The sequence below is a fragment of the Roseateles sp. P5_B10 genome (assembly GCF_056400485.1).
The window spans coordinates 1-894 of the sequence record NZ_JBFULE010001345.1; the positions used below are offsets into that span (position 1 = coordinate 1).

Sequence of the window (894 nt, forward strand, 5' to 3'; positions counted from 1 at the left end):
GCGTAGAAGGCGGCCACGTTGCGGATGTCGTCTTCCGACAGCGGGGCGGCCATGCCTTGCATGACGGGGTTCTTGCGCTTGCCGCTCTTGAACTCGGTCAGCTGCTTGGCCAGGTATTCGGCATGCTGACCCTGCAGGATGGGATTGGCCGGGCTGCCACGCGAGCCGTCCGCCGTGTGGCAGGCTGCGCAGACCTGGGAAGAAATGGCACCGCCCTTGGCCGAATCGGGCTTGGCAGCAACAGCAGCGGGCTCGTTCGCGTGAGCCGTGGCGGCCAGCAGCAGACTCGACAGGAGGAGGGCGACAGTCTTCATGGATTTATACGGTCTCAAAGGGCGTAACCCGAGAATTTTACAATGCTGAACCACAGCGTCCGAGCTAGACATGACCGACAAGATTCCTGAGGCCCTGCCGGCCGAGCCCCTCACCGAGAAGCTCGCCCTGGCCTGGACGCATACCACGCGCTTCCTGACCACCGCCAGCCAGCTGGTGCATCTGCCCGCCACCGAACTGCCCGAGATCGCCTTCGTCGGCCGCTCCAACGCCGGCAAGTCCACCGCCATCAACACGCTGGCCCAGCAAAAACGCCTGGCCTTCGCCTCCAAGACGCCGGGCCGCACCCAGCACATCAACCTCTTCGAACTCGGCCCCAAGGACGCGGCCGACGCCCTGTTCGCCGACTTGCCGGGCTATGGCTACGCGGCCGTGAACAAATCGGCCAAACTGCGCTGGCAAAAGGTCATGGCCGACTACCTGGAAGTGCGCCGCAGCCTGTCGGGCGTCGTGCTGATGGTCGATTCCCGCCTGGGCCTGACCGACCTGGACAAGCAGCTGCTGGAGTTCGTCGCCGCGCGTGTGGCCACAGGTGAGATCAAGTTGCTGGTGCTGCTCACC

At 64.8% G+C, this 894-nt stretch carries 2 protein-coding genes; one reads left to right on the forward strand and one right to left on the reverse strand.

Annotated features, from left to right (window positions below; translation table 11 throughout):
• Positions 1 to 314, reverse strand: a 314-nt coding sequence (locus AC1DU6_RS33220; RefSeq protein ID WP_477862579.1) for a c-type cytochrome, incomplete at its 3' end; no start/stop codon positions are given.
• 70 nt (positions 315 to 384) lie between these two features.
• Between AC1DU6_RS33220 and yihA the strand changes: the two genes are divergently transcribed.
• A partial coding sequence (gene yihA, locus AC1DU6_RS33225) for a ribosome biogenesis GTP-binding protein YihA/YsxC (protein WP_477862581.1) occupies positions 385 to 894 on the forward strand: 510 nt, incomplete at its 3' end.